The sequence below is a fragment of the Streptomyces sp. NBC_00207 genome (assembly GCF_045160965.1).
GTDB lineage: Bacteria > Actinomycetota > Actinomycetes > Streptomycetales > Streptomycetaceae > Streptomyces.
Genome location: NZ_CP130715.1, coordinates 8,228,800 through 8,254,198 on the forward strand (window position 1 = coordinate 8,228,800; position 25,399 = coordinate 8,254,198).

16 protein-coding genes are annotated in these 25,399 nt (G+C 71.1%); 15 read left to right on the forward strand and 1 reads right to left on the reverse strand.

What is annotated here, in order from left to right:
- Positions 1-264 precede the first annotated feature (264 nt).
- Complete coding sequence (locus OG472_RS38145; protein ID WP_405942673.1) at positions 265-927, forward strand: deoxynucleoside kinase; 663 nt, start codon at positions 265-267, stop codon at positions 925-927.
- Between the two features lie 47 nt (positions 928-974).
- On the opposite strand, the gene OG472_RS38150 is transcribed toward OG472_RS38145, so the two are convergent.
- Positions 975-1,118: a hypothetical protein gene (locus OG472_RS38150; RefSeq protein WP_405942674.1), complete on the reverse strand. Its 144-nt coding sequence runs from the start codon at positions 1,116-1,118 to the stop codon at positions 975-977.
- Between the two features lie 195 nt (positions 1,119-1,313).
- Between OG472_RS38150 and OG472_RS38155 the strand changes: the two genes are divergently transcribed.
- The 14 genes from OG472_RS38155 (at position 1,314) to OG472_RS38220 (ending at position 25,358) form a co-directional block, all read left to right on the forward strand.
- On the forward strand, positions 1,314-1,829 hold the full coding sequence (locus OG472_RS38155) for a putative immunity protein (RefSeq protein WP_401606058.1): 516 nt from the start codon (positions 1,314-1,316) through the stop codon (positions 1,827-1,829).
- A gap of 825 nt (positions 1,830-2,654) precedes the next feature.
- On the forward strand, positions 2,655-3,635 hold the full coding sequence (locus OG472_RS38160) for a LuxR C-terminal-related transcriptional regulator (RefSeq protein ID WP_401606060.1): 981 nt from the start codon (positions 2,655-2,657) through the stop codon (positions 3,633-3,635).
- A gap of 300 nt (positions 3,636-3,935) precedes the next feature.
- Complete coding sequence (locus tag OG472_RS38165) at positions 3,936-4,268, forward strand: hypothetical protein (RefSeq protein WP_401606062.1); 333 nt, start codon at positions 3,936-3,938, stop codon at positions 4,266-4,268.
- A gap of 199 nt (positions 4,269-4,467) precedes the next feature.
- Positions 4,468-4,626 carry a hypothetical protein gene (locus OG472_RS38170; RefSeq protein ID WP_401606065.1) on the forward strand — a complete coding sequence of 53 codons (159 nt, stop codon included), beginning with the start codon at positions 4,468-4,470 and terminating at the stop codon, positions 4,624-4,626.
- A gap of 244 nt (positions 4,627-4,870) precedes the next feature.
- Complete coding sequence (locus OG472_RS38175) at positions 4,871-5,155, forward strand: phosphopantetheine-binding protein (protein ID WP_405833630.1); 285 nt, start codon at positions 4,871-4,873, stop codon at positions 5,153-5,155.
- A gap of 194 nt (positions 5,156-5,349) precedes the next feature.
- Entirely contained in the window at positions 5,350-6,123 is a 774-nt protein-coding gene (locus OG472_RS38180; RefSeq protein ID WP_405942675.1) for a GNAT family N-acetyltransferase, read from the forward strand.
- A complete protein-coding gene (locus OG472_RS38185) occupies positions 6,120-9,410 on the forward strand; it encodes an AMP-binding protein (protein WP_405942676.1) in 3,291 nt (1,096 codons plus the stop codon). The genes OG472_RS38180 and OG472_RS38185 overlap by 4 nt, the downstream gene beginning before the upstream one ends.
- Positions 9,407-11,818: an amino acid adenylation domain-containing protein gene (locus tag OG472_RS38190; RefSeq protein ID WP_405942677.1), complete on the forward strand. Its 2,412-nt coding sequence runs from the start codon at positions 9,407-9,409 to the stop codon at positions 11,816-11,818. The genes OG472_RS38185 and OG472_RS38190 overlap by 4 nt, the downstream gene beginning before the upstream one ends.
- Entirely contained in the window at positions 11,815-12,534 is a 720-nt protein-coding gene (locus OG472_RS38195) for a 4'-phosphopantetheinyl transferase family protein (RefSeq protein WP_405942678.1), read from the forward strand. Before OG472_RS38190 ends, OG472_RS38195 begins: the two co-directional genes overlap by 4 nt.
- A gap of 225 nt (positions 12,535-12,759) precedes the next feature.
- A complete protein-coding gene (locus OG472_RS38200; RefSeq protein WP_405942679.1) occupies positions 12,760-14,007 on the forward strand; it encodes a tryptophan 2,3-dioxygenase in 1,248 nt (415 codons plus the stop codon).
- Positions 14,007-14,852 (forward strand): hypothetical protein, encoded by an 846-nt coding sequence (locus tag OG472_RS38205; protein ID WP_383576577.1) that lies wholly within the window; start codon positions 14,007-14,009, stop codon positions 14,850-14,852. The genes OG472_RS38200 and OG472_RS38205 overlap by 1 nt, the downstream gene beginning before the upstream one ends.
- Complete coding sequence (locus tag OG472_RS38210) at positions 14,849-19,273, forward strand: amino acid adenylation domain-containing protein (RefSeq protein ID WP_405942680.1); 4,425 nt, start codon at positions 14,849-14,851, stop codon at positions 19,271-19,273. Before OG472_RS38205 ends, OG472_RS38210 begins: the two co-directional genes overlap by 4 nt.
- Positions 19,270-23,781, forward strand: a complete 4,512-nt coding sequence (locus OG472_RS38215; protein ID WP_405942681.1) for a condensation domain-containing protein — start codon at positions 19,270-19,272, stop codon at positions 23,779-23,781. The genes OG472_RS38210 and OG472_RS38215 overlap by 4 nt, the downstream gene beginning before the upstream one ends.
- Positions 23,778-25,358: a GNAT family N-acetyltransferase gene (locus OG472_RS38220; RefSeq protein ID WP_405942682.1), complete on the forward strand. Its 1,581-nt coding sequence runs from the start codon at positions 23,778-23,780 to the stop codon at positions 25,356-25,358. Before OG472_RS38215 ends, OG472_RS38220 begins: the two co-directional genes overlap by 4 nt.
- The last annotated feature ends 41 nt before the right edge of the window (positions 25,359-25,399 follow it).

Here is a 25,399-nt window from a genome sequence, read left to right on the forward strand (position 1 = left end):
GCACCGCGTGGGGCGACGCGTCATCTATGCTTCAAGGCGGTCGCGGGGCGGTGACTCGTCGCCGTGCTCGGCACCTGCAGAACGGTCGGTCCGGCCGGTCGCGGAGGGGGTCCTGTGCCGGGGCCTCGGTCCGGCAAGGAGACCACACACGGCGCCGATCATGAAGATCTTGGGGGATCCAGTGACCGCCGGCACGCGTCTCAGCGGTGTGGGGCGCCCAGCCCACCCGCTCGCGATCGGAAGACCCCCAGGGAGAAGTGAGGAATGGCAGTGATCTGCGTCGGAGGCATGATCGGGATCGGCAAGACGAGCGTGGCCGAAGTGCTCGCCAAGGAGCTGGGCAGCGAGGTCTTCTACGAGAGCGTGGAAGGCAACCCGATCCTCCCGCTCTTCTACACGGCGAGCCCCGAGGAGATCCAGACGAACCGTTACCCCTTCCTTCTCCAGCTCTACTTCCTGCAGACGCGGTTCGCCTCGATCAAGGAGGCGTACAAGCAGGGCGACAACGTCCTCGACCGGTCGATCTACGAGGACTGGTACTTCGCCAAGGTCAATCACGACCTGGGCCGGATCAGCTCGCTCGAGATGCAGGTGTACGAGGGACTGCTCCACGAGATGATGCGGGAGATCGACGGCCTGCCGTACCGCAAGGCACCCGATCTCATGGTCTACCTCAAGGCGGACTTCGAGACGGTGCTGCACCGCATCGGGCTGCGGGGCCGCGATTTCGAGCAGGACGAGAGCCTCGTCGAGTACTACCGGACGTTGTGGTCCGGCTACGACGACTGGGTGCACAAGCACTACTCGGCCAGCGACGTCCTCGTCGTCGACATGAGCCACACGGATGTGGTGAACAACCCCGAGGACGCGGCCCGCGTGGTGCAGGAGGTCAAGGACGCCCTGGCGGAGTCCAGGCGCCGGGCCTGAGTCGTTCCACCTGGATGCATTCTCATGCGGAGATCCCGGCCGCAGGTTCACCTCGCGCGGACGAGGAGCACGACTCCTGCGGCCCGGGCTTCGACGTCCCCGCCTTCAGCCCGGTCTCCGCTGGAGTAGGAGACCAGCTCGGCCCGCCTGGCACTGCGGCGGACGATCACCCCGTGCTGCCGGTCGGACACGCATCGTCGGCTGGTCGACATGGCGCCCGTAGCCATGGCGGCCCGGCGCGACGGTGCGACGGCGCGCGATGCGGGGATGTCCTCAGCGGATCGTCGGTCTCCGCGTAGAGTGCAGTCGCGCGAAGTCCAACTCTGTCTTCACCCACCGGTGTTGGACGCCCTCGCCCATGCGCGCAGCCGATCCCCTGGAACATCATGATCCTTCCCAAAGATCGCGATCCCCGCTTCATCACCATCCGCCGTGGGGGGACGCTCACGGACTCCGACCATCGGCTCCTGGCCTTGTGGGCTGCCGCGTGCGCGGAGCACGTTCTGCACCTCTTCGAGTCGGCGCAGCCCTCGGACCCGCGACCCCGCGAGGCGATCGAGCAGATCCGGGCGTGGACGCGCGGCGAGATCCGGATGTCTCAGTCCCGAGCGGCGGGCGGCCATGCCATGGCTGCGGCAAGGGAGTTGCGCGGTGCAGCTCGGCATGCCGCATATGCGGCCGGCCAGGCGGCGGTGGTGGCGCACGTCGCCGCACACGAGCTCGGCGCTGCGGCCTACGCGATCAAGGCCGTGCGCGCGGCGGCTCCCGTACCGCAGAGCGAGAGCGCCGGCAGGCTCGAGTGCCGTTGGCAGCGCGAACAGCTCCCGGCTGTGATTCGTGAACTCGTCCTGGACGACCAGCGGTTGCGAAACGAGATCTGCTGGTCGGTCTTCGACTGCTGACGGGTCTGACGGCTACCGGAAGTCTCCGGTTCCGGCGTGCGGAGGCATGCGCCGCCGTGATCGTGGCGGGTTCCTCGCCGGTTGGGCGAGTCGCGTGTGGATCAGGGCGGAAGGAGCGGATTTTCCGACCCGAGGAAGGGGCGGGGAGCCCTTGCCGGTCTCATGGTGAAATTGATCTGTCGTCACAACGCAGGGAAACTCCGTATTTGTCTCAGTGAATGCGGGGAGTGGTTGCCCGCGATGCGAGGTGTATTGCTTCGTGGTCACCGCCCGGTCGGATGATCGCCGATTTTCCCAGCCGACGGTGGGCCTTAACGGCGGATGCTCCTCCGGATGTGTCTTTGTGCGTATTCCGTGGATGAGTGTGAATAGGGGGAGTGGGGGTGAAGGTTATTTCTCCTTCGGCGGGAGTGGGGGACGCTGCCGGACGTCGGAGCGGGGCTCGCGGACGGGTCGGCTGAAGGATCTGCTGGCCGGTGGCAGTGCGCGGCACGGCATCTCGGGCTCTGCGGGGGAGTGCAGTGGTGCTCCGCCCGCGGTCGTACCGTCCCCGGGTCGAGCTCTTTGCGGCGGTCGGAACCGCCCCTGCCGCCGACGGGACCGCCGGGTGTCAAGGAAATAGTGGCGGTTAGTTGAACTCCCTCCCACCCGCTGTGATGGAAATGCTGCTTGCGGCAAAGTCCAGAATGTCCTGGGGGCCTCGATCGAGGCTCGCCCGACCCCGTCTATGTGTGTTGACCGGCACATACGGGCGGGTATGCTGTGCCTCGCGCTTCGGGAACTGGATGCGTTCCCGCTGCGGTACGACCACAGGGGGAGCGGTAAGTGCTGGAGAGTATCGGCCTTGAGAATCGAGACCACGACGTTTATCGAGCGCTTCTCGTCCACCCCGGCTGGGATATGGCGGACATTGGGCAGAATCTCGGCATGGGGGAGTCCGAGGTCCGCGAGACGCTGGACCGGCTGACCAGGTTCTCGCTCCTTCGCTCTGCCTCCGGAGCCGAAGCGCTCGTGCCGGCCAGCCCGGAGCTCGGACTCCTTCCGCTGCTGCAGGATCTCGAAGCCGAACTGGATGAACGCCGCGCCAGGCTGTCACGGGACCGGGCGATGCTCACCGCTCTGACGTCCGAGTACACCGCGCGGCGCGTGCAGAACGACGTGGCGGGCGTCGAGCGCCTCGTGGGCCTGGAGGCGGTGCGCTCGCACCTGGCCCAGCTCGCCCAGGGAGCCGCCTCCGAAGTGCGCGCGTTCATGCCGGGGCCGGCGCTCAGTCAGGCGGCCCTGGACGCGTCACGCCCCCTCGACGTGCAGAACCTGGCGCGGGGCGTCCGGATGCAGACCATCTACCTGGAGACCGTGCGCAAGGATCCGGCGACGGTCGAGTACGCCACCTGGTTCGCCGAGCAGGGCGGCCAGACGCGCACCATGCCCTCGCTGCCGATGCGCCTCATCCTCTGTGACCGCTCCGTGGCCGTGCTCCCGGTGAAGCCGGACGCGAGCGGGCAGGGGGCGTTCGTCATCCGGCTCACCAGCATCGTCGCCGCGCTCAACCAGCTCTTCGATCTGACGTGGGAGCGCGCCACCCCGCTGGGAGAAGCCTCCGCACCCCACTGCGACGGGCCCAGCGAGCGCGAACTGGCGCTGCTCAGGATGCTCGAGGACGGTCACACCGACGAAGTCATCGCACGAAAGCTCGGGGTGTCCATCCGCACGGTCCGGCGCCTGATGTCGGACCTGCTCAAGACACTGAACGCCGAAAGCCGTTTCCAGGCAGGCGTGCAGGCCGCACGGCGAGGGTGGATCTGACAACGCGCGGCAATGGCCGAGAGCCTCGAGAGCCTCATCGCGGGGCCCTCAGGCCACGCGGTGCTTGTTCACCGGCACCTCGCATGGTATCGATGAGGGGCATGCCGCGCGTGACGCCCGCAAAGCCGGGCCCGTCGGTCTCCGTCGGGTGTTCCGGTCGAACTCCCGTAATATCGGCGAGAATGCGCCGGCGTTCATCCTGGAGCAATCGGGGCTGCCCATGGCCGCCTCGTGCCATGGCATGAGGCGGCCGTATCAGACATCATTTGATGTGCTCAAAGGCTGGCTATGGTATTCCCTGTGTATGCCATCAAGGTGTTCCTGCAGTCGCCGAACGGCGCTCGAACCCCCGGCCTGGCGGGCAGCGCCGACATCGGGGACCGACTCCTCGGCGACCCCCAGCCCGGAGTCGCCCACGTGAGTCTGGTCCCGCTCTCCTCACAGGTCGTGGCCATGACCTTCGTGGTCGCCGCCGACCTCGGGGCCGCCGAACGGCTGGCCGCCGCAGCATGGGACGCCTGGCTCGACCGTGAATGGTCCGCGGGCTGGAAAGTGTCCTCGTACGGGGCCGACCTGCTGCTGGGTGTCTCGGCGGCCGCGGAGGCGTTCCTCCGCGAATCTGGCTCAAACTGACCGGTTGGTGCCATGGCCTACATGGGCCATCCGGAATCATCGACACCGGGTGCTGGCTGCGACCAATATCAGTCAGGACGGGGGGCGGCGCACTGCGTCGGACGATGACGCAGAACTGCCCAATTTTTTCTTGTGCCTTCCACACTTACCCGTGTGGTTCCGGCATGCATTTCCTTGAGGGGTATCCGTGCACGACCGCATGAACCGAGTATTCCGGGCAGCTGTTCTCTCCCTTCTGTTCGCCCTTCCGGTCCTTTTCACCAGCGGTGCGTTCCCCGACGAGACCGCGGCGCCCGCTCCGGTGGCCCACGAGGAAGTGCACGTGGTGGCGGCCCCCGAGAACTGGGCCTGGGACTAAGGGATTCCCTCCGGCTCGATCCTTTCGCCGGCCGGACGAGCGAGGACGATTTCAAGACGTCCGCGTCCTCCTGCGGCAACGAGCGGGTTCCGTGCGTTTCGCACCGTGACGGACATCGGGCGCGGGTTCCGGTGGCCGGAACCCGCCCTGCCGGTCTCCCCCTCCCCGCTCCGCTCCGCAAGAGCGTGGGCGGTACCCACCGACTGACGACTCCCGGCGCGAGCCGAGAAAGAAGCAGCTACCGATGCAGACCGACATGACGCCGGGCGAGCTCACCGACCGCGTACGGACCATCTGGGTCGAGGTCCTCGGCCGTTCCGACTTCAGCGACAGTGACAGCTTCTTCGAGGCGGGCGGGCACTCCCTGCTCGCGTCCAAGGTCATGGCACGGCTCGGCCGTTCCGTCGGCGTACGGCTCTCCATGCAGCTGATCTTCGACCACCGCACCGTGGAGCAGCTGGCAGGCGCCGTGTACGCCCAGCTGTCCGCGCAGGACACCACCGCCCGTCCGGAGACGACGACGGCGTGACCGCCCCGGCGCCGTGCGACGCGAGCGGCGGTCGCGGCATCGCCCGCCGGTACCCGTCGTCGCACGACCGGCCGCGCAGGTCACAAGCGCCACGACCCACCAGGTGGGCTCGCCCGCGGGCGACGGCGTGACCAGCACCTTCGGCCCGAGGCCCGGAACAGCGAACCGCCCCTATTCTTCCTGGAGTCACCCCCATGTCCCATCTCGTCGTCGTCAACGGTGAAGGCCAGCACTCGCTGTGGCCGCAGGCCGTGGGCGTTCCCTCCGGCTGGCAGGCCACCGGATTCTCCGGCACCGAGGAGGACTGCCTCGGCCACATCGCGGAGGTCTGGACCGACATGCGCCCCCGCTCCCTGCGGGACCTGTCCGCGACCGAGCCGAACGTCCTGGCAACCGAGCGGTTCGTCCTGCGGGAGCTGACCGCCGACCAGGTCGCCGCGCTGCTCCGGGACGATGCGCCGGACGACGACCGGGCACCCGGCTACCCCCTCGCCGGGACGCTCGCCGCGGCCGGCGGGTTCGGGAAGCGGACCGCGGACCAGCACGTACGGGGATTCGGCATGTACCAGGTCGTACGGTGCGCCGACGGCCGGGTGATCGGCGACATCGGCTTCCACACCCCGCCGCAGGAGGGCACCGTCGAGGTGGGCTTCGGCCTCGTGGAATCCGGCCGCGGCGCCGGGTACGCGAGCGGCGCGCTCCATGAGCTGACGCGCTGGGCGCTGGCCCAGCCCGGCGTCACCACCGTCGTCGCACGCACGCTGAAGGACAACACCGCGTCGCAGGCCGTACTGGAGCGGGTCGGCTTCCACCGGACCGGCGAAGAGGCGGAGCTGCTCCACTACGCGCTCGGCACCGAAGGCAGTGAAGGCACCGAAGGCACCGACGCCATTGAAGGCAGCGAGCAGGCCGGTTCGCGCCCGGTCGGCCGCGGTCCCGTCGCCGACGGCGGACGGAGCGGCGCATGACGGCGATCCGCCGGCCGAGCGCCGTGCTCTCGCACACCAAAAACATCCCGCCCTCCGCGACGATCCACGCAGGTGTGGCCGCCGCTGCCGCACTGCATCCCGACGCGATCGCCCTGCGGTACGGGGACGGTCTGACCGTCAGCTACGGAGAACTGGACGCGGCGGCGAACCGGCTCGCCGGGGAGCTGCTGGAACGGGGCATCGGAGAGGGCGACTTCGTACCGGTCCTGGTTCCGCCCGGTCCGGTACTGCCCGCCGTACTCCTGGCCGTACTCAAGACCGGTGCGGCGTACGCGGCGCTGCCCGTGGACTGGCCGGCCGGGCGGCTCCAGCAGATCGTCGACAGGTGCGACGCCCCCGTCCTGCTCGTCGCGGACGCCGTGGCGGTCGCGCCGACGGGACGGGAGAGCGTGCGGGTCCCGGCCGACGTCGCGGCCCTCGCGCCGGACCGGACCGGAGAGGCGGTCCCCGCCGCCGGCTCGGCGGACTCGCCGGCCTGCGTCTTCTTCACCTCCGGCTCCACCGGAGAGCCCAAGGGGGCCGTGTCACCGCACGCGGCGACCCTGCGGCTCTTCACGCCCACCCCCTATTCCTGCGAGCCCGTCGCGCCATTCGACGACCTCCCGGACCTGCTCGCCGGCCAGGCTCCGATCGGGCACTTCGGTCCGCGTACCGTCACGCTGCGCACCTCCTCGGTGGCCTGGGACCTGGCCTCCATGGAGACGTGGGCGCCGCTGCTGAGCGGCGGGTCGGTGGCCTACGGCGCCCCCGGTCCGCTCACGCCCGCCGCCCTCCGGGACGCGGTGAGGGTCCACGGAGTCAACACGCTCACGATCACGCCGTCGCTCCTGAACACCCTCGTGGACGAGGCCCCGCAGTGCTTCGACGGCATCGCCCAGGTGATGTCCGGGGGCGAGCGCATGTCGACGGAGCACGCGCGACGGCTGCTGACGGCCCACCCGGCGCTTCACCTGGTGAACGGATACGGCCCGGTCGAATGCACCATCCTGGCCACGGCGGTTCGCGTCCACGACGCGAAGGCCCTCGAGCACGCCGTCGACGTGCCCATCGGCACGGCGGTGCCCGGCACCCTCCTGATCGTCACCCGGGAGGACGGAAGCGTCGCGGACCGGGGCGAGATCGGCGAGATCGTGCTGGGCGGTCCCGGACTCGTCCGCGAGTACCTCGGCGACCCGCGGCAGACGGCGGAGCGCTTCGTCGAGTCGGTGCTCCCGCCGGAGATCACCGGCCTTCCCGAGGGCACCCCCGTCCGGCTCTACCGGACCGGCGACCTCGGCGTCCTCGACGAGGACGGAGTGCTCTGGTACCGCGGCCGGGCAGACCGCCAGCTCAAGATCCGTGGGGTCCGTGTCGAGCCGGCGGAGACCGAGGCCGCACTGCGCCGCGAGCCGGGCGTGCACGACGCCGCCGTGGTTCCGCTGCGCGATGAGCACGAACGCCCCGTCGGGCTCGCCGCCTGGATCACCGGAGCCGAGGGGCTGGACGTCGCAGCGCTGCGGGAGCGTCTGGCCTCGCTGCTGCCCGGGCCACTGGCGCCGCGGTGGATCGGCCGGCTCGACGCGTACCCGCGCAACAACTCGGGCAAGACCGACTACCCGGAGCTGGAACGCCGCGCCGCCCGCCAGGCCACCGCGGTGACCGGTTCCATGCCCGCGCGGGGCCCGGAAGAGGAGGCGGTGGCAGCCGTGTTCGCCGCCGTCCTGGGCGCCCCGCGGGCCTGGGCGGACACGCACCTGATCCACTCCGGCGGCGATTCCCTCGCCGCCGTCCGGATCGCGCACCGCCTCACCCTCGGCACGGGCCGCCGTGTCACGGCCGCCGACGTGCTGTCGGCCCCACGGGTCGCGGAACTCGCGGCGCGCCTCAGCGGGCTGCCCCGGGCCTCCGGTGCCGCGCCGAGCGCCGACGACGGGAGCAGGACCGCCGACTCGCCGCTGTCCGCGGGCCAGATACGGATCTGGCTCACCGAGCAGCTCGCCCCGGGATGCCCGCAGAACCTGGTCCACCGCACGACCGCATTCGAAGGACCGCTGGACCTCCCGGCGCTGCGAGCCGCCCTGGGCGATGTGATCGACTGCCATCCGACGCTCCGGACGGTCTACTTCGATGACGAAGACGGCGTTCCGTTCCAGCGGATCCTGCCGCCCGGTGGCGTCCCGCCGCTGGACGAGATCCGGATCCCCGCGGCGGACATGCCGGCGCGGGTCCGAGCGGTCGCCGCCACCCCGGTGGACCTCACCACGGGCCCCGTGCTGAGGCTCACCGTGCTGCACGACCCGGACGAGCCGGGACGAGCCACCGCCGTGCTGGCCGTGCACCACATCGCGGTGGACGGCTGGTCCCTGCCGGTCATCTTCGAGGACCTGCGCTCCGCCTACGAGGCACGCTCCCGCGGGATCGCCCCCGTCCTGCCGGCGGAGGCCGTCGGATACGCGTCCTGGCACCGGGCGGAGGCGGCCGTGGCCGACCCCGCCGAACGGGAGCGGCGCGTCCGGGCGTGGCGCGAGGAACTCGCGGGCGTCCAGGACGTGCCGCGGACCGCACCGCCCGCGACGGGCACCGCCACCCGGGGCACCGCCACCGGGGGCGCGGCTGCCGCCGGCGAGGACGTCGGCGTCATCGCGGCTCCCGCCGCGGCCGGGCCCGTCGCCGCGGTACGCGACATCGCCCGCTCGGTCGCCGCGACCCCGGCCGTCGTGCTGCTCGCGGTGTTCGCGCAGGCGGTGTCCGACATCACCGGCGCGCGCCGGTTCTGCGTGGCCGTACCGGTGGCCGGCCGGTCGGACCCCAGGCTCGACCGCACGGTGGGGTTCTGTGTGAACACCCTCCCCGTGCGCGTCGACACCGAGCCCGGAGCGGACCCGCTCTCGCTCGTGCCGATGCTGCGCGAGCGGTTCCTGCGGGCGCTGCGCGACGAGCTGCCGTTCAACGACATTGTCGCGGCGGTCGGCGGGGACCGCGGTCACCGGATGCCCCTCGTACAGGTCTGCATGGCCTACCAGACGGATGCCGACGCCGTCCTGACCCTGCCGCCCGCGCTCTCGCGCCCCGCGCCGACTCCGGCCGGCGACGGTGGCTTCGAGCTCACCTGGGAACTCTGGCCGGGTCACACCGCCGCCGAGGTCGCGGGCACGGTGCAGTTCCGCGCCGCGGCCTTCCCCGCCGACACGGCCCGAGCGCTGCGGGAGCGGCTCGACGCGCTGCTCAGCGCGCTGGACGCCCCGCTCACGCCTTCCTGTCCCGCAGAAAGCGACACCACCGAATGAACCCCCTGGAAGAAGCCGCGCCCAGCCCCGTGGGGCCGCGGGCCCTGCCCCCGGACGCCTGGAACGACACCGTTCGCCCCTTCGACCGGGAGGCCACCCTCCCCTCCCTGCTCCGCGAGGCAGCGCGTCGGGTGCCCGACCGCCCGGCCCTCCTCGCCGGTACCCGCACCCTGACGCACGCCGAACTCGACCAGCGGGCAGAGCGGTTGGCGAACCACCTGCGCACCCTGGGCATCGGCAGGGGCTCCCACGTCGGCCTGCTGTCCACCCGCTCGGCGGCGGCCGTGGTCAGCCTCCTCGCCGTGCTCAAAGCGGGTGCCACCTATGTGCCGCTGGACATCCGGTGGCCACAGTCCCGGATCCGGTCGCTCCTCTCCGGTCTCGGCGTCAGCGCCCTGCTCACCTCGAGCGACCAGCTCCCCACCGTCGGAGCGATCCGGTGGGACGTCCCCACCCTGCGGCACGTGGTCGTGCACGACCTCACGACCGAGGACACCTGGGCGGACTCGTTCGACGAGGAGGCGGTCGGCGACCTCTGGAACTACGTGGCGGAACTGCCGGACCCCCTGCAGGCCGCCGGCTTCAACATCGGCACCTCCGGCGACGTCTACAGCGCGGACGACGTGGCGGCCTACCGGGACCACGTCGTACGACTGGCCCGGGAGGCGATGCCCACCGCAGGCGCGGTCCTGGAGATCGGCTGCGGTTCAGGGCTGATCACGCAGGCCCTCTCGCCGCACGCCGCGCGGTACACCGCCGTCGACCCGGCGGCCTCCGCCGTGGCGGCCGTACAGGAGCGGGCGGCCCGGGCGGGCCTGCCGCTCGCCGGCGCCACGCTGTTCGCCCACGAGGCCACGACCGCCCTCGACCGGCCGGTGGACCTCGTGGTGCTCGCGAGCACCGTCCAGTTCTTCCCCGACATGGACTACCTGGTGCGCGTCCTGTCGGACGTGCTGCCGATGCTGGCCGAGGGCGGCTCCGTCGTGCTCGCCGATCTCGTCGATCCCGAGCTGGGCCGGCACACCGGTCTCAGCGTGCCGCGGTCGTTCTTCGCGGCGCTGGGCAGAGCCGTCCCCGGGGCCGTGGTCAAGGTGCTCGGCCGTGACGGGGCGCAGTGGCCCGCGGACCTGGCCGCCCGCTACGACGTGGTGATCACGGCCTCGGCCCGGATACCCGAGGACAACGGGCTGCGGGCGCTGCGCTCCTGGACCGGATGGCACGTCGACCGGCGCCCGACCACACCGGTACGGAACGAGCCCGCTCCGCAGGACATCGCGTACGTCATCTTCACTTCCGGATCGACGGGAGCGCCGAAGGGCGTCATGGTCGACCACCGGGCCGTGGTCAACCTCATCGACTGGATCAACCGCGTCCACGAGGTGGGTGAAGCGGACCGGCTGCTGTTCGTCACCTCGTTCTGCTTCGACCTGTCGGTGTACGACATGTTCGGCGTGCTCGCCGCGGGCGGCTCGGTCCGGGTGGTTCCCGACGGGGCTCTGACGGAACCGGACGCCCTGGTGGACCTGCTCGAACAGGAGCCGATCACCATCTGGGACTCCGCTCCCGCGGCGATGGCCCATGTGATGCCGTTCCTGGAATGCCGTGACCCGCAGGGACGCGGCGACCTTCGGCTCGTCATGCTCAGCGGTGACTGGATCCCGGTGACCCTGCCGGACGAGATCCGCGGCGAGTTCCCCGGAGCGCAGGTGGTGGCGCTGGGCGGTGCGACCGAGTGCGCCGTCTGGTCGAACCGTTTCGCGGTGGGGGAGGTGGACCCGGCCTGGCCGAGCGTCCCGTACGGCCGTCCCATGCAGAACGCCCGGTACTACGTGCTCGACGCCGGGATGGAACCCTGCCCGATCGGGGTTCCCGGCGACCTCTACATCGCCGGCACGTGCGTGGCCCTGGGCTACGCGGGGGCTCCCCGGCTGACTGCCGCCCGCTTCCTGCCGGACCCGTTCGTTCCCGAGGGAGCCCCGGACGGGGCCGAGGCCAGGATGTACCGCACCGGCGACCGGGCCCGCTGGCTGCCGGACGGGAACCTCGAATTCCTCGGCCGTCTCGACGACCAGGTCAAGGTCCGGGGATACCGCATCGAACTGGGCGAGGTGCAAGCGGCGTTGACCCGGTGCCCAGGGGTCAAGTCCGCTGTCGTCCTCGCCCCGGAGACCGCGCACGGGCGGGAGTTGGCCGCTTTCTACATCCCGGAGCGGACGGCGGCCGACGGTGCTCCGGCCGTGACACCGGACGAGGTGCTGACGGCTCTCGGCGGCCTCCTTCCCGCGTACATGCTGCCCAGCCGTCTCACCGGCGTCCCCTCCTTCCCGGTCGGCCCCACCGGGAAGATCGCCAGGGACCGGCTCCTCGCGGACGCCGGGCCGGGGAACACCACCGGCGGCTCGCGGTGACCGGGCCGGCCCCGACCCGGACGAAGGGCCCCGGGCCCCTCGCCACCGGTGACCGTGACGTCGGGATCCGGGTCTGGTCGATGCGCGTGCCGTCGGCCCGGGAACTCGACGCCTTCGACCTGTCCGTGCTCGACGCGGAGGAACGCCGGCGCATGACGGCTTTCCGGCGCCCTGACGATCGTGTCCGCTACGGCTTCGCGCACGTCGCCCTGCGGCGGATCCTGGCCGCGCGGCTCGACGTCGAGCCGTACGAGGTGAGGTTCGGGCGGGATCCCTGCCCGGTCTGCGCAGGGCCGCACGGGCGGCCCGTGCTGGACGCGCCCTCCGCGCGGACGCGGTTCTCCCTCTCCCACTGCGGGCAGTGGGTGCTGATCGCCCTCGCGGAGCTGACGGTCGGCGTCGATGTGGAAGGCATCCCGGGCGACACGACCGTCACGGACGTGGTCCGCGCCCTGCACCCGGCAGAGCGTGCCGCGGTCGAGGCCGTGCCGCTCGCCGAGCGGGGGGCCGCGTTCGCCCGCGTGTGGGCGCGCAAAGAGGCGTATCTCAAAGGCATCGGCACCGGCCTGGGCCGAGACCTCGCCCAGGACGACACCGGGGCGCCGATCCCGGGGTGGCGGCTCGTCGACCTGCCCGTGGACGACGAGCACGCGGCGGCCCTCGCCGTGCACTCGCCACGTCCACCGGCGATCGACATGCACCACGCGCTGCCGTAGAAACGGCACCGGAATTAATTCCTGCCCCTCTTGAATTGATTCAGAAAAAGGTTGACAGAGCCGATCTCGGTCAACATAGTTAAGGTGAACCGATCAAGGAACCCCGCACTGCTGGTGCGATGCCCCGCTTACGAGCGTGTCATCTTCCGCGTCGCCCACCGGGGATTTTCCCAGAACCTCACCTGACACTCTTGTCGCTGCAAGACCATGCACGGGGGATTCTTTATGCATTTCGACGAAGGAGAACTCGGCCTCCCCGGACTCTTGCTGATGGAGCTCGATTCTTGGCGGCAGTCGCCGGTGGCCGACGAATTTCCCTCTTCCAGGGTCGTGCGCTACATCAGATCCGTCGGTAAGCACTTTCTCGCGACGCCCGTCGTCGAGGAGCTCGTCCGGGTTCGCGCCGGCCAATCCGAGATCGTCGGCGACGACGACAGCCGCGAACACCTGCGGCGATTCCTGTCCGTGGTGCTGGACAAGCACGACGGGACCTACGACTACACCACCTACACGGCCCTTGACCTGCTGCGGCCACGGAACCCGGAGCCGCTTCCGGACTTCGAGGAGGAGGTCGCCACCCGCATAGCGTTCCTCCTCTACGATGCTCTCGCATTCGAATGCGGGGCGGCACTCGGGTATCGCTCACAACTGCCGTGCATGCGGCCGTCCCGGGAAGCCGTGGAAAAAAGACTGCGGCACGGGCTCCGTGTTGCAACCGAAATGGACAGGCTGAGCGCCAAACCCATCACGCCGAAGGTATCCTCCCTGCAGGAGCGATACGATCAGCTCGTCGACGTGCTCGAAGGAGCACCTCCCGGGATGGCGCCCAGGCTGGAGCAGACCCTTCTGCCGGTCTACATCATTCACGATGAATATCTCTTCATCCGAGTGCTCCAGTCGTTCGAGTCGATATTCGAGCACCTGGCCCGATTGGCGTCCGAGGCAATTACCAGGCTCGAAGCCCGGGATGCGGAAGAGGCTATTCTGCTGCTTTCCTCGATCACCCGGGTGCTGAGTCACGGGCTTCCGCTCTTCTCCCTGCTCGCCACGATGCAGCGCGAGTCCTTCGAGTTCTTCAGGAAGTTCACCGAGGGCGCCAGCGCCATCCAGTCGGTCAACTACAAGACGTTCGAAGCCCTGTGCGGCACGCCCCCGCCGGCACGCGTCGAGTCCCCGGCCTTCCAGTCCGTTCCCGAGGTGCGCGGCCGCGTCCTGCAGAGCATGACCACCGTGCGCGGGGCCGCCGACGCCCTGATCGCGAGCGGTGCTCACGGCGCGGAGGTCGAAGCCCGCCTGGCCCGGGCGATGGCGCAGATCGAAGCCGTCCACCAACGCTGGAAGCGAACCCACTACCGGCTGGCCGTCCGCATGATCGGTTCGGTCAGCGGCACGGGCTACACCGAGGGCACCCCGTACTTGAGATCCGTCATCGACAACAGGCTGTTCCGCCGAGCTGAGGAGACTACGAACTAATGGCACGACGCATCGAAGAAGGCCGGCCCGGCGAGGCCAAGGCGGTTCTCAACCCCAGCGAGCCCAACCCGCTCCTGCGCTTCGAGTACGACCGCGGCAGCAACTACGAGATGGACACCCGGATCACCCTCGCGATGGCCGCGCTGGTCCCCGAGGACGAACTGATCAACTCCGATCACCGGATGTTCCAGATCGTCCACCTGGTCAACGAGTACGTGTGGTGCTCGATGCACAACGAACTGGGGCGCGTGGCCGGGGCCCTCGACAACGACGACTTCGGGCTGGCCGCCCGGCTCATCGCCCGGACGAACGGACTGGCGGAGCTGCCCGTCCAGTGCGTCCGGATTCTGATGGACCACCTGCCCCAGGCGAGCTTCCTGCGCATGCGCGACCACCTTCCGGCGAACACCAGCGGTCTGGACTCGCCGGGCGGACGCAACCTGCGCCGGGTCTGCAGGGCGGTGTGGAAGTCGTTCGAAGCCGCGATGAAGCGGCACGACGTGACGTCCAAGGACCTGATCGAGGAGTTCGCCCGGGAGGGCGGCGAGGCGTCGGCCGCGTGGCTGAACGGGCTGTCGACGGTGCAGACCGGACTCCACGGGCTCGACTGCAAGCTCATGGAGTGGAACCAGCTCCACCTGCGTCTGGTCCGTCAGCACCTGGGCGGTCACCCTGCGGCGCGCGCCGAGTCGGCCCCCGCGGCCGCAGACGGCCCGACCAGCCTGCGCGGTGAGCCCGTGAACGAGCTCGAGCGGCTGTCCGAGCGGTCCGTCTTCCCGCTCCTGTGGAAGAGCGTCGACGACGCCTACCGGCAGGCGACCCCGGACCGGACCGCGCAGATATGAGCAATGTCGTCACCGCCGGAGCCGAGCAGCTCGACCTCTGGCTGGCCGCGAGCCAGGAACCGGAATCCTCCCGCTACAACGTTCCCATCTGCCTGACCTTCCGGGGCCGGGTCGACGAAACGGCCGTACGGGCGGCGCTCGTGCGACTGTACGAGCGCCACCCGGCACTGCGTTCGTCGTTCCGGACGGACGACGACGGCGCGGTGCAGCAGATCGTCGCCGCGCGCGTCGAGCCGTCCCTCCGGGTCGTCCGGTCCGCCGAGGACCTCGACGACGCGGGCAGGACGGCATGGGCCGAGCAGGTCGGACTCCGGCCCCTCGACATGACGACGCCCGGCCTGCTGCGCTCCGATCTCCTGCTGGAGCCCGGTGGGGCCGTGCTGGTCATGACGGGCCACCACATCGTCCTCGACGCCGCTTCGGTCGACGTCCTCGTGGACGACCTCTGCTCGTTCTACGAGCAGGCGGTCGAGCCGCGGACGGCCGAGGCCGACGCCGAGAAGAGCCGGCCGGACGTCGAGGAGCCGGGCGGGGAACCGGCGGAGGACCTCGCCTACTGGCTCGGCCTTCTCCACGACTCGTCCGAGACGCTGGAGCCCCTGCCGGACCTGGTCCGGGGCGTGCGGCCGTCGTCCGCGGGATGCGAGGAGGCCTCGATCACCGGCGCGTCGGTGTCGGCCCTCCGGGCGCACTTCGAGTCCGCCCTGGTCTCCCCGGCGATCGGGGTCCTCGCGGCGTGGACCGCGGTCCTCCACCAGTGGAGCGGCCAGGCCGAAGGTCTCCTGGGCATCCCGTTCAGCGGGCGGTTCGGTTCGGGCGGTGACGACACGGTCGGCCTCGTTGCGCGCGTACTGCCGGTGCGGTCCTCCTTCGCCCCGCAGACGCCGTGGACCGACCATCTGACCGCCGTCCGCGGCCAGGTGATCGAGTCCTTCGAGCATTCGGGCGTGGACACCGGCACCCTCCGTGCGGAACTCGCGGCGAGGGGACAGCGGTACCCCACGTTCCGGGCCACTTTCACGCACCGCACCCAACCCGACGTCAGGCGCCTGTGTTCCGGTACCACCGTCACACGGGTCGATGTGCAGCTCGGCGCCGTGAAACACGACGTCGCGCTGATGGCGGTCGAAGGCGACGGCGGCCTCACGCTGAAGCTGGACTACGACGCCGGCATCTACCGGCGGTCGACCGCCCGGGCGATGCTCGACCAGGTCCTCGGCCTCCTCCTCGCCGCTGCGGCGAGCCCCTCGACGCCCATGGGCACCCTGCTGCTGGAATCCGACGCCGTCACCGCACCCGCGGGCGGCGCCCCGGCCCCCGCCCCCCACCCGACCAGGACGCCGCCGGAGATGGTCGTCGACGCCGCGACGTCCGATCCGGACCGCATCGCGGTGATCCACGGCACGGAGTCGCTCACCTACGGTGAGCTGGTCGCAGCGTCCGCTCAGGTCGCCCGATGGCTCCTTCAGGACGACCACCACGCCGCGTGCTCCGGGCAGGAGCCCGGGGAACTCGTGGCGGTCCTGCTCTCCGAGGGCATCGACGCCGTCGTCTCGTTCCTCGGCATCGCCCTGGCGGGCAAGGCGTACCTCCCGCTGGAGCCCGGCTATCCCGACGAGAAACTCGAGTCGATCCTCCGGGACTCCGGCGTCCGCCGGGTCCTCACCTCGCCCGACGGCGTGGAGCGCGTCTCACGTCTCGGCCACCCGGCGCACTCCGTCACCGACGTGAGGGCCGCGGCCTCCGGCCTCCCGGCCGTCCCGCCCGCCGTCGGGTTGCACCCCGACATGCTCCTCAACGTGCTCTACACCTCCGGATCGACCGGACGGCCCAAGGGCGTGATGCTGTCGCACCTGGGCGTCTCCCGGCTGATGCAGGGCAATGGCTACGTCCGGCTCGAACCGGACGACAGGATCGCCCACTTGTCCCCGTTGAACTTCGACGGCGCGACCTACGAGATCTGGGGTGCACTGACCCACGGCGCACGCCTGGTGATCCTCGACCGGGAGCTGGCGCTCTCACCCGCCGAGCTGCGCGACGCCATCGCGGAACACGGCGTCACCATGCTCATGGTCACCACCCCTCTGTTCCACAACCTCGTCACCGAGGCCCCCGATCTCTTCCAGCACCTCCGGGTGATGGTCTTCGGCGGTGACACCGCCGCGATCCCGCAGGTGGCGCGCGCCGTGAAGTGGTGCGGTCCCGGCGTGCTGCTGCACGGCTACGGCCCCACCGAGAACTCCTTCACGTCGATGTTCACCAAGGTCGACGCGGTGGAGGACGGGAGCCGCACGCTCTCGATCGGCCGCTGCGTCCCGGGAACGGAGGCGTACGTCGTCCACGAGGGGACCTTCGACCTCGCTCCCGTGGGATGCCCCGGCGAGTTGCTGCTCGGCGGCGTCGGCCTCGCCCGGGGTTACCTCGGCGACCCGCGCCGTACGGCCGAGGCCTTCGTGCCGGATCCGTTCAGCGGCCTGCCGGGCCGCCGTCTCTACCGGACGGGCGACCGGGTCCGCCTCCTGCCCGGCGGCGAGATCGAGTTCGTCGGGCGCATGGACGAGCAGGTGAAGATCCGCAGTCAGCGCATCGAGCTCGGCGAGATCCGGTCGGCCCTGCTCGCCGATCCCGCCGTCCGCGCCTGCCACGTCACGACCTGGCGCAATCCGCGCGACGAGAAGGAGATCGCGGCCTACCTGGTGATGCAGTCGGGCGGCACCTGGCAGGACGTGCGCTCCCGGATGGGCTCGGTCCTCCCGGACTTCGCCGTGCCGACCGCCTGGGCGGAACTGGACGAACTCCCGCTCAACGCCAACGGCAAGGTCGACTGGCGCCGGCTGCCCGCTCCGCACCGCCGGTCCGGGGCGCGCCCGGCCGCCGTCCCCACGGTGGTCGCACAGCGCGGCCTCGATGCCGTGCGGGCCGCATGGTCCGAGGTGCTCGGCGAGGTCCCGCCGGACGACGACGCGAACTTCTTCGAGGCCGGAGGCCATTCGCTTCTGCTGGTGCGCCTCCAGGCCATGCTGAAGAGGCACGCCGGTCTGGAGCTGAGCGTCGCCGAACTGCTCAGGTTCACCTCCGTCCGCGCCCAGGCGGCACGGCTGGGGAGCCCGGACGGGCTTGCCCCGGCCGCCCCGGCCGCAACTCCCGCCGCCGACGAGCCGATCGCCATCATCGGCGTCGCCGGACGCTTCGCCCTCGCGCCGGACGTGTACGCCTTCTGGGACAACCTGCGGGACGCCCGCGACTGCGTCGCGGGTGCGGGCACCCCGGCGGTCGCGCTCGGCGACGGCCGGCTGCGCATCGACCGCTGGGGACTGCTCGACCGTGCACGCGCGTTCGACGCCGAGCTCTTCCGGCTGTCTCCGGTCGAGGCGCGGGCGACCGACCCGCAGCACGCGCTGCTCCACGAATGTCTGTGGGCGGCCATGGAGAACGCCGCGGTCACGCTGGACCAGCTGCGGGGACGCACCAGCATCTACGCGGGCTGTGCGGAGACCGAGGCACAGGATCCGGTCGGCGGGGGCTCCCTCGCGGAAGGGCTCTCCCAGGCCTTCTCCTCCAGGCCCTCCTTCGCCGCCACCCGGTACTCCTACCGCCACGACTTCCAGGGCGAGAGCGTCATGGTCGACACGGCCTGCTCCACCTCGCTGGTGGCGGTTCACCTGGCCTGCGCGAGCCTGCGGTCCGGCGCCAGCGACTACGCCTTCGCAGGCGGGGTGTCGATCGCCGACCCGGCGGACGGCGGATACGTCTACGAGCCCGGCATGATCTACGCCACCGACGGTGTGTGCCGGCCCTTCGACGTCCGGGCGACCGGAACCGTGGGCGGGGACGGCGCCGGCGTCGTCCTGCTCAAGAGGCTCTCCGACGCGCTCCGTGACGGGGATCCCGTACACGCCACGATCGTCGGCTCGGCGATCAACAACGACGGCAACCGGAAGGCCGGTTACACCGCGCCCGGAACGGACGGCCAGGTGGGCGTGTTCCGCAACGCGCTGCGGTTCGCGGGCCGCGACGCCGGACACCTCGGATTCGTCGAGACCCACGGCACGGGCACCCGGCTGGGAGACGCGGTGGAGGCGACGGCGCTGGGCGAGGTCGTCGGGGAGCGGGCCGCTCCGCTGCCCGTCAGCTCGGTGAAGTCCGCGATCGGCCACTGCAACACGGCAGCCGGTATCGCAGGCCTGCTCACCGCGGTCTACGCGCTGGGGGAGAAGGTCCTTCCGGGCACGGTCAATTCCGGCGACCCGATCGAGGAACTCACGCAGAACGGGAGCCTTCGCCTGCTGACCGCGAACGAGGAGTGGCCGGCCGGGGACGCACCGCGGCTCGCCGGAGTGAGCTCGTTCGGAATCGGCGGTACCAATGCCTGCGTGCTCGTGGAGGAATTCATCGAGCCGACTGGGGGGACCCATCAGTGACTGTACAGAACAGGGTTGAACCGCCCTTCATCCTTCCGCTCTCCGCGCGGGGCGCAACGGCCCTGGCGCACACCTCGACCGGTCTTGCGGACTTTCTGGAAGACCGGTGGAACACCGGCCTGGGGGACGCGGCGCACACGCTCGTCCACGGCCGGGAGGGGTTCGAGCACCGCCTCGCCGTACTCGCCGATGACACGGAATCCGCCGCGGCCCTGCTCCGGCACCCGAAGGCCCCCTCGGCCGCCCTCCGGACGGGCGTGGCCGCCGAAGGCGCATGCCGTACGGTCTTCGCCTTCACCGGTCAGGGAAGCCAGTACACCGGCATGGCTGCGGGCGCGTACGCCGCCTACCCCGAGTTCCGGGAGTGGATCGACCGGGCTCACGCGCTTCTGGACGGCGTGATGCCGTATCCGCTCCTGGACTGCCTGTTCGACGCGGGCAGGGCCGATCAGCTCGGCCGCACGGACGTCGCGGCCCCCGCGCTGCTCGCCGTCCAGTTCGGTCTGGTGCGCGTGCTCGCGAGGTACGGCATCCGTCCCGATGCGGTCCTGGGGCACAGCGTGGGCGAGTTCGCCGCCGCGGCCGTCGCGGGAGCGGTGTCCGAGGAGGACGCGCTCCTGCTGGTCGCCGAGCGCGGCCGGCTGATGGTCGAGAAGACGGAGCCGGGCACCATGCTGTCGGTCCGCTGCCGCCCCGGTTCCGCCTGGGACACCGGCAGGGTGGCCGCTCTGGCCGCCGACGAACCCCTGGTGGCGATCGCCGCCGTCAACAGCCCCCGGGACCTGGTGCTGAGCGGTGACCGGCGGTCCCTGGAGCGGATCGAGGAGGTGCTGGGCGGCGAGGGCGTGCGGACGCGCCGGCTGCCGGTCTCGCACGCCTTCCACTCCCCGCTCCTCGACCCGATGGCGGACGACTTCCACCGGGCAGCGGACGCGATCACCTGGTCGGCGCCCACCTCCGCCGCGTGGTTCAGCTGCGCCGCCGGCCCGATGGACACGGCGCCCGGCGCCGCACACTGGCGGGAGCACCTGCTCCAGCCGGTGGAGTTCTGGAATGCCCTGTCCCAGGTGTGCACCGCGGGAACGCCGACCGTCCTGGTGGAGATCGGCCCGCACCCCACGCTCATCCAGCTCGCCGGCCAGCTGGCCGACCCGCCGGCGCTGGTGCCGACGCTCGACCGTGAGCGCGACGCGGCCGTCGCCGTGGCGGGAGCCGCTGCGCAGGCATGGTGCCTGGGCGCCCCCGCAGACCTCACCGGCGGCGGGCCCGGGCGCAGGATCCACCTGCCGGGCTACGGATTCGACCGGCGGGTCCACTCGGAGCGACCGGCACCGAAGCCGAACACGAATACGAGCACGAGCACGGCTCCGGCCGTCGCAGCGGCCGCCGCCCGGCCCGTGGCGCGTGACGTGCTCGAAGGCATCTGGACCGACCTGCTGGCCGTCACCCCCGACGCCTGTCCCTCGTTCGTCGAGGCCGGCGGGGACTCGCTGGCCCTGCTGCGGCTGCGGCAGCGGCTCGAAGCGGAACTGGGCACCGCACCCGGCCTGGGAGATCTGCTGGACGCCGGGACCTTCGCGGGCATGCTCGCGCTGCTGCCCGACCACGCGGAAGAGCCCTCCTCCACGCCCCCGGCGCCGGCCGCCTCCCCGACGGCGGTGACCTCGTACCCGCCGTCCCTGGCCCAGCAGCGCATGCTGTTCGTCGACCTGATGCAGGACGACTCCAACCAGCACAACGTCACGCTCGCGGTGGACATCGCCGGCCGGGTGGACCCGGCCGCGATGCGCGGGGCCTTCACCGACGCCCAGCGCCGCCACTCCGGTCTGCGCACCGTGTTCCACCAGAAGGGCGGACGGTTCGAGACCGAGATCCTCGGCGAGCCCGGCGTGGAGCTCTCCGTCCTCGATACGGCGCTCGGACCGGAGCGGGGAACGCCCCGTCCGCTCACCGGGGACGACGACGTCCGGGAATGGGTGCGCGAGCTGGGCGAACCTCCCCTGCGCTGCTTCGCCGAACCGCCCGTACGCGCGACGCTGGTCCTCGGCCCGGCACGGAGCCTGATGGTGATCACGGTGCACCACGCGGTGACCGACGCGACGTCCATGGGCGTCATGGTCGAGGACCTGGCGGAGGACTACCACCGCCGACGGGCCGGGGACGACACGCCGGCCCGGGCCAACCCCCACCAGTTCCACGACGTCCTCGCCGAACTGGAGCGGGCCGAGCAGAACGACACGACGCAGAGCAGCGCCTACTGGCGGGAACAGCTCGAAGGCGCGCCGGACCTGGTGCCCCTTCCCACCGACCGTCCCCGGCCCGAGGCGCGGGCGGGCGCCGGCGCGATGTGGGGCTGCGACCTGGACCCCGAGCTGGCGTCACGCATCCGCGCACTGTCCGCCGAGCTGAACGCCACACCGTTCAGCACGATGCTGGCCGCCTACGCGGTCCTGCTGCGCCACCACAGCGGCGCGGACGACATGGCGATCGCGACACCGGTCACCAGCCGGTCCACGGAGGCGTCGCAGCGGGCCTTCGGACTGATGCTGAACACCCTGGTGCTCAGGGTGGCGCTCGGCCGGGACGACTCGTTCGCCTCCTTGGCGAGGACCGTGAGCACGGTCGTACTCGACGGCATCCGGCACTCGGCGTTCCCGTTCGACAGGCTGGTCGCCGAGCTGAACCCGAAGCGCCACCCCGGCCGCACCCCGCTGTTCTCCGTGATGTTCGCGATGCCGGTGGACTTCCCCCTGCCCGCCTTCGACGGCATGCCCAGCCGACCGGTCGAACTGCCCGGCATCGGAGCGAAGTTCGACCTGACCCTGTACGTCACCCCGGCCGCGGACGGCGGTCTGCACCTGGACCTGGAATACGATCCGGCGCTCTTCGACGAGGGGACGATCCGGCAGTGGGCCGCCGACTACACGCGGCTGCTGGAAGCCGTGGTGGCCGATCCCGGCATCCGGCCGTCCCTGCCCGAGTCCGAGGCGTCCGCGGCGAAGGCCGGCACGACGGAAGGTTTGAGCATGACCAGAGGCGGCGACCGGCCGTTCAGCGACCTCGAACGCTATGTCGCGGACCTGTGGTCCGAGACGCTGCAGGCCGAGGTCAAGCGCCCCGAGGACGACTTCTTCGAGATCGGCGGACACTCCCTGCAGGTGCTGGCCTGCCTGGTCGAGATCCAGGAGCGCTACCCCGACACCACCATCCAGGACTTCTTCGCGTACCCGACCGTGCAGGAGTTCGCCGCCCGTCTGGCGGAACTGGACGCGCAGACGCCCGCGCCCTCCGCCCCGGAGACGGCCGGGCGCAGCGAGGCGGTCCCCGTGGCGCGACCGGTCCGGAACACCGCGCCGGCGCCGGCCGATGGCGGCGAGGTTCTCCTCACCGGTGCGACGGGATTCCTCGGCGCGCACCTGCTGGCCGCGCTGCTGCGCGAGCCCGGCCGTCCGCTGGCGTGCGTGGTGCGGCGGAGCGGGGACGTCCCGGCGATGGACCGGCTCGCGAAGGTGGTCGAGTACTACGCGCCGGACGTTCTCTCCGAACTGCCGGGGCGAGTACGGATCATCGAGGGCGACCTCGCCGCGATCAGCCCCGAAGAACTGGCGGCTGCCACCGAAGGGGTCGGGGAGGTCATCCACGCGGCCGCCGAGGTGCGCCACTACGGCCGCGACGACCACTACTCCGCGAACAACATCGTCCCGACCGCCATGCTGGCCCACCTGGCCCTGGCCCGCGGCTGGCGGATGGCCCACATGTCCACGCTGGCCGCCGTCGGCCCCGCGCCCGGCGACGGACCCCTGGTGACCCTGCGGGAGGACGACTTCGACCGGGGCGAGGCCTTCGACAGCCCCTACGCCCGGTCGAAGTACGAGGCCGAACTCGTCGTCAGGAAGGCGATCGCCGACGGGCTGGACGCGACGGTGCACCGCGTGGGCACACTGGTCGGCAACACCCGGACAGGCACCTTCCTGCCCGATCCGAGCGTGAACATGATGTACCAGATCCTGCGGGTGATCCTCAGCTGCGGCCTCGTCCCCTCGGCACCGGGGTGGGGCATGGACCTGACCCCCGTCGACTTCGCGGCCGACGCCATCCTGGAGCTCTCCCGGAACCCGGCCCACTCGGGCCGTACCTTCCACCTCTGCAACCCGGTGCGGCTCCCCTCGCCCGACCTCGTGACGATCCTCCGCGACCTCGGCTATGCCGTGATCCCCGCCGCCCCGGAGGCGGTGGGGGAGTGGCTGGGACGGCCGGGAGCCGACGCCATCGATGCCAACGCCTATGCGTTCCTGGCCCAGTTCGTCAAGCCCGTGCCGACCATGGTCGAGTACGACGCGCAGGCCACGGCGGACGCCCTGGGTGATCTGCGCTGCCCCGAGCCCGACGCGGCCCTGCTGCGCACCGTTCTGGGCCACGGCATCGAAACAGGTTTCTTCCCGAAGTCGCGGCTCTGGGACTTCGCCACTCACCTCGACAACCCGAATGCGTTTGGAGCAGCACAGTGATCTATGACGTCGTCACCAACGACGAGGGCCAGTACTCGACCTGGCCGGTCGGGCGAGAGCTGCCCGACGGCTGGAAGCCGACCGGCTTCCAGGGCGGCAAGGAGGAGTGCCTCGGCCACATCGAGGGCGAGTGGACGGACCTGACGCCTCTGTCGGTGCGCGAGCTCATCGAACCGCAGACCAACTCGCTCACGACGGAACGCCTCACCCTCCGGGAGCTGACGCCCGCCCAGGTGGCCGTGCTGCTCGACGAGAACGCCACCTCCGACGACTGGATAGCCGGTTACCCGCTGCCCGGCAGCAAGTTCGCCGCCGGGGGCTTCGGGCGCCGCACCGCCGACCAGATGAGGCACGGGTTCGGCATGTACCAGCTCGTCCGCGCATCGGACGGCCTGGTGATCGGCGAGATGGGCTTCCACGCGCCGCCGAGCGGCGGTGTCGTCGAGGTCGGATTCGGCCTCGCGGAGTCCTGCCGCGGTGCGGGCTACGCCACCGAGGCCCTGACCGAGCTCGTCCGCTGGGCCTTCTCCCAGGCGGGCGTCGACCAGGTGGTGGGTCGCACGATGGCCGACAACACGCCCTCCCAGGGTGTGCTGACCCGGACGGGCTTCCAGCACGTATCCCGAGACGGGGACATCGAGCGCTTCGTCCTCGGCGCGGCGGACCTCGCGCCCGTCTCCGCTCCCCTCGAACTCGACGACGAGGGCCGCGCCCTGATCGCCGGGGTGATCGAGGGACGCCTGTCGGGCGGCCGGCGCCACGAGCTGGCCTTCGCGCCCGGGACCGACCCGATGATCCGGGCGATCCGCGAGGACGGCCACACGCTGGCGTTCGTCCAGTGCGGCGGCCTGAAGGGCGTCGACGACCAGGACAACCACTTCCTGGACATCGTGGTGCGCCCGGAGGCCGCACGCCGCGGCCTCGCCTCGCGCCTGCTCGCCGAGGCCCGTGTCTTCGCCCGCGGCGAGGGCAAGACCGGCCTGGTCGCGGCCACCGCCGACGAGGACGAGATCTCCGGCGCCTGGGTGCGCAAGCACGGTTTCGAGGTGATCGGCCTGCACGGCGTGAGCAAGCGGACGCCCGACGCCCCGACCGCCGAGGCTCCCGCCCACCTGACCGTCGAGCATGTGGACCGCAGCGACGCCGAGGCCGTCGAGGAGTTCGTCGCCCTCGCGGTGGCGACCTTCGCCCAGGTGGTGCTGCCCGGCGGCGTGAAGCTCAGGCTGGAGCCGGAGACCGTTCGCCAGATCGTCCTCGGAGACGGCGGCGGCCTGCTGCTCGCCTGCCGTCGGGACGGGCGCGCCGTCGGCTGGCTCGCGACGGACTCGGTCCAGGACGGCGCCGTGAACCTGGTGGACGCCCAGCTGCTCGCCGAGTGCGCCGGCGACGGCGTGCCGGAGGCGCTGCTCGCCTCGGCGGCCCGCTGGGCGGACCGCGAACGGATCACGGTGACCGCCATCATCGAGGAGAAGGGGCAGGCCGAACTCGCGAAGGCCCTCGCCCGGTTCGGCTTCGATCGCAAGAGCGGCAGGACGATCTGGCGGCTCACCATCGACACCGCCGCCGCCCAGTCCTGAACCACTCTGCCGGAGCCCGGGCACCGGCAGTTCCCGTCGAA